This is a genomic window from Pseudoscardovia suis (assembly GCF_002797875.1).
GTDB lineage: Bacteria > Actinomycetota > Actinomycetes > Actinomycetales > Bifidobacteriaceae > Pseudoscardovia > Pseudoscardovia suis.
On record NZ_PGFC01000010.1, the window covers coordinates 20,760 to 28,407 of the forward strand.

At 57.6% G+C, this 7,648-nt stretch carries 4 protein-coding genes and 1 rRNA gene; 2 read left to right on the forward strand and 3 right to left on the reverse strand.

Translation table 11 applies throughout. From position 1 onward, the window contains the following. Positions 1-68 precede the first annotated feature (68 nt). On the reverse strand, positions 69-1,142 hold the full coding sequence (gene gluQRS / locus CLV65_RS08375; RefSeq protein WP_157847273.1) for a tRNA glutamyl-Q(34) synthetase GluQRS: 1,074 nt from the start codon (positions 1,140-1,142) through the stop codon (positions 69-71). A gap of 440 nt (positions 1,143-1,582) precedes the next feature. Between gluQRS and CLV65_RS08380 the strand changes: the two genes are divergently transcribed. Continuing rightward, a complete protein-coding gene (locus CLV65_RS08380; RefSeq protein WP_094690512.1) occupies positions 1,583-2,311 on the forward strand; it encodes an MIP/aquaporin family protein in 729 nt (242 codons plus the stop codon). Between the two features lie 504 nt (positions 2,312-2,815). Further along, positions 2,816-3,268: an Hsp20/alpha crystallin family protein gene (locus CLV65_RS08385; RefSeq protein WP_094690511.1), complete on the forward strand. Its 453-nt coding sequence runs from the start codon at positions 2,816-2,818 to the stop codon at positions 3,266-3,268. Positions 3,269-3,484: 216 nt separating this feature from the next. On the opposite strand, the gene CLV65_RS08390 is transcribed toward CLV65_RS08385, so the two are convergent. Together CLV65_RS08390 and rrf are read right to left on the reverse strand one after the other, a co-directional pair. Further along, positions 3,485-6,949: a hypothetical protein gene (locus CLV65_RS08390; RefSeq protein WP_144441827.1), complete on the reverse strand. Its 3,465-nt coding sequence runs from the start codon at positions 6,947-6,949 to the stop codon at positions 3,485-3,487. Between the two features lie 616 nt (positions 6,950-7,565). Beyond that, positions 7,566-7,648 (reverse strand): 5S ribosomal RNA (rrf, locus tag CLV65_RS09245); the annotation flags it as partial.

Here is a 7,648-nt window from a genome sequence, read left to right on the forward strand (position 1 = left end):
GGGAGTTGCCCTGCGCGGATGGGTTGCCCTGCGCGGGTTGCCCTGCGCGCCGCGTCGCTCGCACAGCATCACTCATACAACGCATGCACATCGATTGCTCTGTCCTGTGGATTCGTGGCGATTCGAGCCTCCGAGTATGCCGCAAGCAGGTCACTGGGATTCTGCGGCTCAGGCAAATCCACGATGCCCATAAGCCACGCGCAGTATCCCACCACCGTCTGCGGCGACACACCGCTGGCACGCAACGTGGCCAAGTCAATCGCCTGGTTGCGCTTTGCCAAACGTTTGCCGGACTCATCATCCAACAATGGCAAGTGGGCGAATGACGGATTGCTGGGAGTCGGAGCATTGGAATGGGAGCTCTCCGCAACCGGACGCCCCGGACGATCCGGACGACCCAGGCAATGTCGTATCCACAGCTGAATTGCCGCCGAACGCAGCAAATCACGGCCTCGAACGATGTCGGTGACGCGCTGCGCCATGTCATCCACTGTGACGGCAAGCTGGTAGGCCACGATTCCATCAGAGCGACGCAGCACCACATCACCGCAATCCCGGGCGAGGTTGAACGTATGGTCGCCGAAGATCCGGTCGTGCACCGTTACGTCCGTGTCAGGCATGGCAATCCTCCACGAATGCCGATCCCCCGCATCCAGCCGGCGCTGCCGTTCCTCACTGTTGAGACGACGGCACGTGCCGGGGTAGATGAAGAATCCATCGTCATCGTGAGGAGCGGACGCCGCGCGCAATTGCCCCCTTGAACAAAAACACGGATAGATGACGCCTTCGCTTTGCAATTTCTGCAGCGCCTCGTCGTACAACGCCGTTCGCGCTGACTGCCAGATGGGGTCGCCATCCCATTCCAATCCCAGCCACCGCAGATCCTCCATGATTGCCGTGTCTGCGCCGGCTTTGCAACGCGGCCGATCAATGTCCTCGATGCGCAACACGAGCCGCCCGCCACGGCTGCGAGCGCTCAACCATGCGGCGAGCGCGGCATAGGCATTGCCGATATGCAGCCTACCCGTGGGAGAGGGAGCCAAACGGCCGATCCAAGCATTCACGGTCGGAGCATTTGCGGTCGGCACATCTGCGGTCGACGCATCCGCAGCAAGGCCATTGGATTCGCTCGAAGCGTTCATCCCAACTCCTTCCATGGCGCACTCACGCCGCAGTGTCCCCATGCACGCATTGTTTCCGCACGCTCATTGTTGCCATGCGCCGCATTATTGCCATGCGTGCATCGTTTCCGCATTCGCAGCGTTCCCATGCGCACATCATTTCCACATACATACTGTTTCCGCATGCATACTGTTTCCACATGCAATGGTAGACTCTCATCTGTTTGCGTGACGCCCGGCATCGCCGATCCGCCGCACATCCCCGGCCAAGCCTGCGCACGGCCGTGACGCATATCGCCGCCCAACGGACCGCGGTGAGGCGGATGTCCGCCCTGCCCAGGGATTCCGCATGAGACGATTCATGCACTCCATACCCTCATTACTAGGCAGCGCCCTGCGCTGGGGAGCTGTCTGTAAGGATGCTGTCTGCAGCACCCGACCATCACAGAAAGAGAAGAACGGTGGATTATCCCCTCGCTACACGTCTGCTTGCCGAATTCCTCGGCACGGCAATCCTGCTGATCCTCGGCAATGGTTCCGTTGCCGCTGTGTCGCTCAAAGGCTCCAAGGAATTCCATGCCGGCTGGATTGTCATCGTCATCGGCTACGCCTGCGGCGTCATGTTCCCCTGCCTCATGTTCGGTGGCATTTCCGGCTCGCATATCAACCCGGCTATGACCATCGGCCAGGCAATCAACGGCATGTTCCCGTGGAACGAAGTGTTGCCGTACATCATTGCGCAGATTCTGGGCGCGGTTGTCGGCCAGCTCATCGTTGTGCTGTGCTATCTGCCGTATTACAAGCAGACCGAGGATGTGGACGCCGTGTTCGGCACGTTCTCGACGAATGACGCCGCGAACAACAAGTTCAATTACTTCGTCAACGAGTTCGTGGGCACGCTTGTGCTCGTGCTGTGCGCATTGTGCTCGCTGAGCCTGCCGTGGGGCAAGGCCAATCTCGCTGCTGGCGCCATCACCGTCGGCTTGGTATGCGGCGCCCTTGTCGCAGCTCTTGGCGGCCCGACCGGCCCGGCGCTCAACCCCGCACGAGACCTCATGCCTCGCCTGCTGCACCAGATCCTTCCTCTGCCGCACAAGGGATCGTCGCATTGGACGGAATCGTGGATTCCAGTCGTCGCCCCGATCTGCGGCGCCATTGTGGGCGTTGCCCTGTTCAAGCTTTTCATCTGAGCGGATTCCAAGGCAGGTCATGCTCCTATAGACGTCTTTGGTCTGCGGGTGCATGACCTGCCAACACGCATCCTCAGGATGTGCGCCACCGCGCAGATACGCCCATCTACAAACCCCAGATGCCTGAATCGCCGATGCCGGCATGTGCCGGAACGATCATCAGGCACCTTTTCATATCCCGCGTCCCTCTCATCCCGGACCTGCCCTCCTGCCTCGCTCTCGCCTCCTCCATATTCTGTAATCTCTTGCTTCTTGTTTTTCTTGCACTTTGTGCTTTTCGCACAACCGCTTCTTTTCGCACATCCCTCGCTTCTCGCGCAACCGCTTCTTTCTCACGACCGACGGCAAGAATCAGCGCAATCAAAACTTGAGTCTACGTGACTCAAGTTTTTCACCCACGGTAAAACTCCGCACCGAGACACCCGAAAGCTTCTATCTTGAGAATCAGACATCGACCGGAAAGGCCGGTGGGCAGAATTACAAGTTCATGAAGGAGTACAGATCATGGCAATGCTTCCCACTGTTTTCGGTGACAATATCTTTGACGATTTCTTTGCAGATCCTTTCTTCCGTGCAGCTGGCGTTGACAACGCCCAGCCGACTCGCGCCATGCAGCGCAACCTGATGACCACGGATGTTCGCGAATCCGACGACGCCTACACCGTGGACATGGATTTGCCCGGCTACAACAAGGACGACATTCAGGTCGATCTGAAGAACGGTTATCTGAATGTCACGGCAAAGCGCGAATCCAACGATGACGAAAAGGACAAGAACGGCAAGTATCTGCGCCGCGAACGTTACTTCGGCACCTGCACTCGCAGCTTCTACGTGGGCGATGACATCAAGCGCGATGACATCAAGGCCACGTACACCAATGGCATCCTGAGCCTGACCGTTCCGAAGAAGAACGCCCAGGAAGTCGAGGATTCGCATCGAATCGCCATCGAAGGCTGAGTATCGAGGCTGATTTCACCGACCCTGAACCATAGTTCCTTAGCCAGATGCCGGTTCTTTGCTTTCTCATCTCGACTTTGCTCAAGACCGGCATGAGCATGATGCCCGCCTGTAGGCTTGCGCCCGCAGGCGGGCATCATGCGTTCCTCACACCGGATGCGTTCATCACACCGGATTCCGGACCGAAACGGTACGGAACAGATAGAGCAGTGAGGCTTAATGACGTCGTTTGCGAGCGCCACCCGTCATCCGTGTGCAAATCCGGCGAATCACCAATCCCGATCCGCCACATCCCGCAGACACAAGTGCGACTGCGATGGCGGCACCTCCCGTCTGGGCCAGCTCTTTGGCTCTCACGGTCTCGTCAGGGCAACGACGAGCCCCTTGGAACCCTTGCGCCCCATCCACATAGCCTCGTTCGGCGAAGTAATACGTGCCTTCGGAATCCACTGTTGTCTTAGCACTCTCGACCCGCACTGCAGTGGTCTTCGCCACAAATCCATCCACGATCGGGAAGTTTGCGGGATCCACCGCGGTTGCAGGCAAAACGGTCACCAATGTATCTGCATTCGCATCATCGCCTTGATCTTGCCGATATAGCGGGAAGTCGACAGTGTCGGGGATCTGCCCGGCCGGGGTTCCTTCCAGACACGTGATGATGGCGGTGTCGTATATTTGCCCGCCCACCGGCACATCATCGCTCGCCTCTGTGCGAATGGAGCACCCCGTCTCGCGCACATCCTCCCGCACCACGAAGCTCTCCGAGGTCAGACCAAAAGCATGATGTACCAGTCTGTGCGTCCACTGCGCCCACGCTTCCTCCGTCACATGATCGGCGGTATACAAGTCTGCAGACATCTGCCAATACCACACGTACACCCCCGGCTTGCTGACTTTCACAGGCTCAACGTCATAGCTGCCGAAATGGTCTACCTCTTTCACGATGCGTGTCGCAACTGGTTCGCCAGCCCACTGTGGTACAGCGTCCAAGGGCGAATCTCGCAATTGCGCCCATCGTGCCTCGTCCACTGCATACAATGCACCGTGCAGCGTCACCGAGATTGGCTTCACCTGCGCGTCCACGCCCGAAACGCCAGCCTTTTGCTTCCACTGCAGCCAGACATCCTGTGGCGTGGATGCCTCGACACTGACCGTGTCGCCGACGAGGGATCCCTCCGTGACAGCCAGTAGACCAGTGGCATCATCGACAGTGCGCACCTTGCCTTCAGCACCGGATGAATCACCGTTCCCGCTGTCATCCGATTGAGTAACGACCAGGCTTGTCAGGGACGGCGTTGTAGGCACGATGATGTTCTCGTCAAGGCTGCCAAGCTTGTCCGTCACATCATGCAGGAATGGATACGCCGGCCGGCTTTCACCGCCACCTTCCCCGGACTCGCTGCTCACACGAATGGCATGCCCGGTCTGCTTGGCAAGCTGCGTCTGATCGGCATTAGCGATGGACCACTGCCATAAATACCAACCAGAGGGCGGATCAATCAGGTCGAAGCCTTCCCCTAGCGTCACAGTGTCAGCAAGCTCCCCTGCGCCGTCAGCGGCACCGTCAATCACATAGGTCCCAGGCTGCGACACATCAAGAACGGCTCGCGCAGCGACTGGGAGCGCATCCGCCACATCGTCGGTTGCGTCGAGTGGCTTGTTTCCCTGTGCATTCTGTGAGCTTTGCCTATCATGGGAGGCTTGCGTGCCCTGTGCGCCCGTGATGATGCGTTGCGCTTCCTCACGGCTCAGCGGACCATACAATGCTCCGCGCACACGCACTGTCACCGGCGTGGACGCATCTCCCGCCACATACCATCGGTTATGTTTGACGGTGGGATCCAGTCCCACAGTGACAGTGTCAAGAAGACGCCGCCCTTTTTCAACACGCTGAGCCTTCGCCGCACCCAGCCAGGGAATGCTCATGGCATCAACAACGCTCACAGCACTGTGGTCGCCCTTGTAGTCTCCGTCTATTGTTCCGAAAGACTGTGCGTCCTTATATGCCCCAGTCACGCTGGATGTGACCGTGGGCTGCATCCGTAGCACTTCGGTGCTCTCTCGCGGATCAGCGTGAATCATCGCCACGTCATGCTCCAGAGGATAGTCTGCGGCAGCAGCATGATTTGTCGCTTCACGAGCGGCCTTTTGATCGGCATTTCGCGCCGACCACTGCCACCAGTAGCTTCCCGACGGCAGATCATCGAGCCGGTATCCGTCCTTCATCGTAAGAACGTCTTCGCTTACTCCCGCCGCGCTTTCGGCCTGCGAAACGATTCCATCAGCGCGGACGGTACCCTCGCGATTAGTCACGATGCGAGCATCAGCGATTTTGACCGCGCCCGGTGGAAGCGCCGATCCCCCTGTCGGCAAAGTGCCGGGAACCATGTACAAACCACCAGTAAGCGTCAGCGGAATCTGCGTTTCGACTGAATCCGCTGACTGCCCAGCCTTAGCCGGACGGTGCAGCCAGTCTCCGGTATCCGTCTTGCTGTCTCCATTGACATCCTTCACACGCAGGGTTACATCATCCCAAAGCTTCTGCCCTGGCACCGCAGTGCTCGCACTCGCCTGCGATGCCAATTCCACCTGCATTGCATGAATCACCAATGCGGTCTCGTTCACATCATGCTCATCCGTGTAATCGGCAAGCATCGGATATTGTGCTTCCGGACTTTGATGTGCCTTGATGATTCGCCACACCCAGCGGTACCATCCGGTGGGCAACTCGTCGAGCGCTTCTTTCGTGGCAGTCACGTCAGATTTTTTCAACGTGTAGCTTTGCCCAGGTGCACTGAAATCGTGCGCGGATTCAGCACGGAGCAGGCCATTGGACCACTGGGTTGCATCATCAGCCTGTTCCTTGGAAGCATATGGTCCGTACAGGCTGCCTTCGACATGGATGCTCACTCCCTGCGGCCATGTTCCTGACTCATTCATCCCCATCACGATTGTGTCAAGCGGCACAGACCCGCGTTCCACACGCACACGGGGAACCACGCTCGAAACCGTCGGTTGGTACGGCAATGCCACATCGAACCGAATCTCAGGAACTATCCGCGACTGCTCGCCTTCAAACCGGATGATGTCTTGAGCATTATCGTTATGGCTCGAATGCACAATCGGGTCGGAATACGTCACCGTATAGGCCGCGCTTCCATTGCCAGTGGCCGTCCAAGGGATTTCGAGGATGCCATCAGTTGTGGTTCCGCTGCTCTGCTTAATTTCAATGGGACCTTGGGACTGTATGCTAAACGGAACTCCGCTTGCATATCCCCCGACTGCGTTTTTGGCAAATACCTTGATAACGCCGCTTTTGTGACAATCCGCATAGGAATATTCGCTCGAAAATGCCTGTGGCGCAGCAAGAGTGGCCTCTTGCCAATACTGAGCGGCCAACTGTCGCACATGGGCGATATCCCCTCCTTCAAGGCCAACATCGGTGAGCCTTCTCAGACGGTCGGGGGTAATGGAGGGATCCAAATGCTCATGTATCGCATAACTGATAGCCGCCTGCACGTCATCGGAGCGATCTGCGCGATGCGCAGCCACCATGGATGCAGCAATCTTGTAATCAACGCTGTCAACAACACGTGATTCCCACGCAGTAGGAGTGATATAACGATACATCATCTCGATGCAGTATTCAGGATTGTCGCCATGATATCCCGTAACGCTCAAGGAAATCCCATGTCTGCCATAGGAAACCTGGCCGTCTGACGTCGGATTGATCCAATAGCCAGGTTGCTTCAACACTTCCGCCCGTGCAGGCATGGATACAAGAATCGTGGATAGCATGCCAGCAAAGACCAGCAATGCTAGCCAGCGCATGGCTGTAAAAGACCCGACTAGACCTCTTCGCAAAGCGCGATTGGGGAAATGCCGGTAATCGGGCATGGCATGACGCGGTAATAGTGCGTGGCGTGGCATAAAGGAGCCTTTCTGCTCGGTTGCCAGAAGCCACAGAGGCACCCATGTGCCCGACGAAAACCATGTGCCGGATAAATCCGGCTCTCAACCTTCTGGATAAAAGGAATGGACAAGAAAAGTATAACGGACGCGAGAAGCAGAGAATGGAACAGAGGGAAAAATGTGAATAACTACTAGATTCAGGATTCTTTAAGGAATAATCAAGCTCCGAAAAGCGCTTGGACCGCGCATTTGCTGGGTTCTTAGGATCTGTCAGGAATTTGATACGCTAGGCTTCGTTGCCTTGCTTGTTTTGTGTGGGTGTAATGGTGGGGGGTCCCGGGGGTTGGCGTGTGGCCGATCCCCGGGACCCCCCGTGTGAGTGTTGGTGCGGCGGCGTGCTACTCTCCCACACCCTGCCGGGTGCAGTACCATCGCCGTGCCGGGCCTTAGCTTCCAGGTTCGGAATGG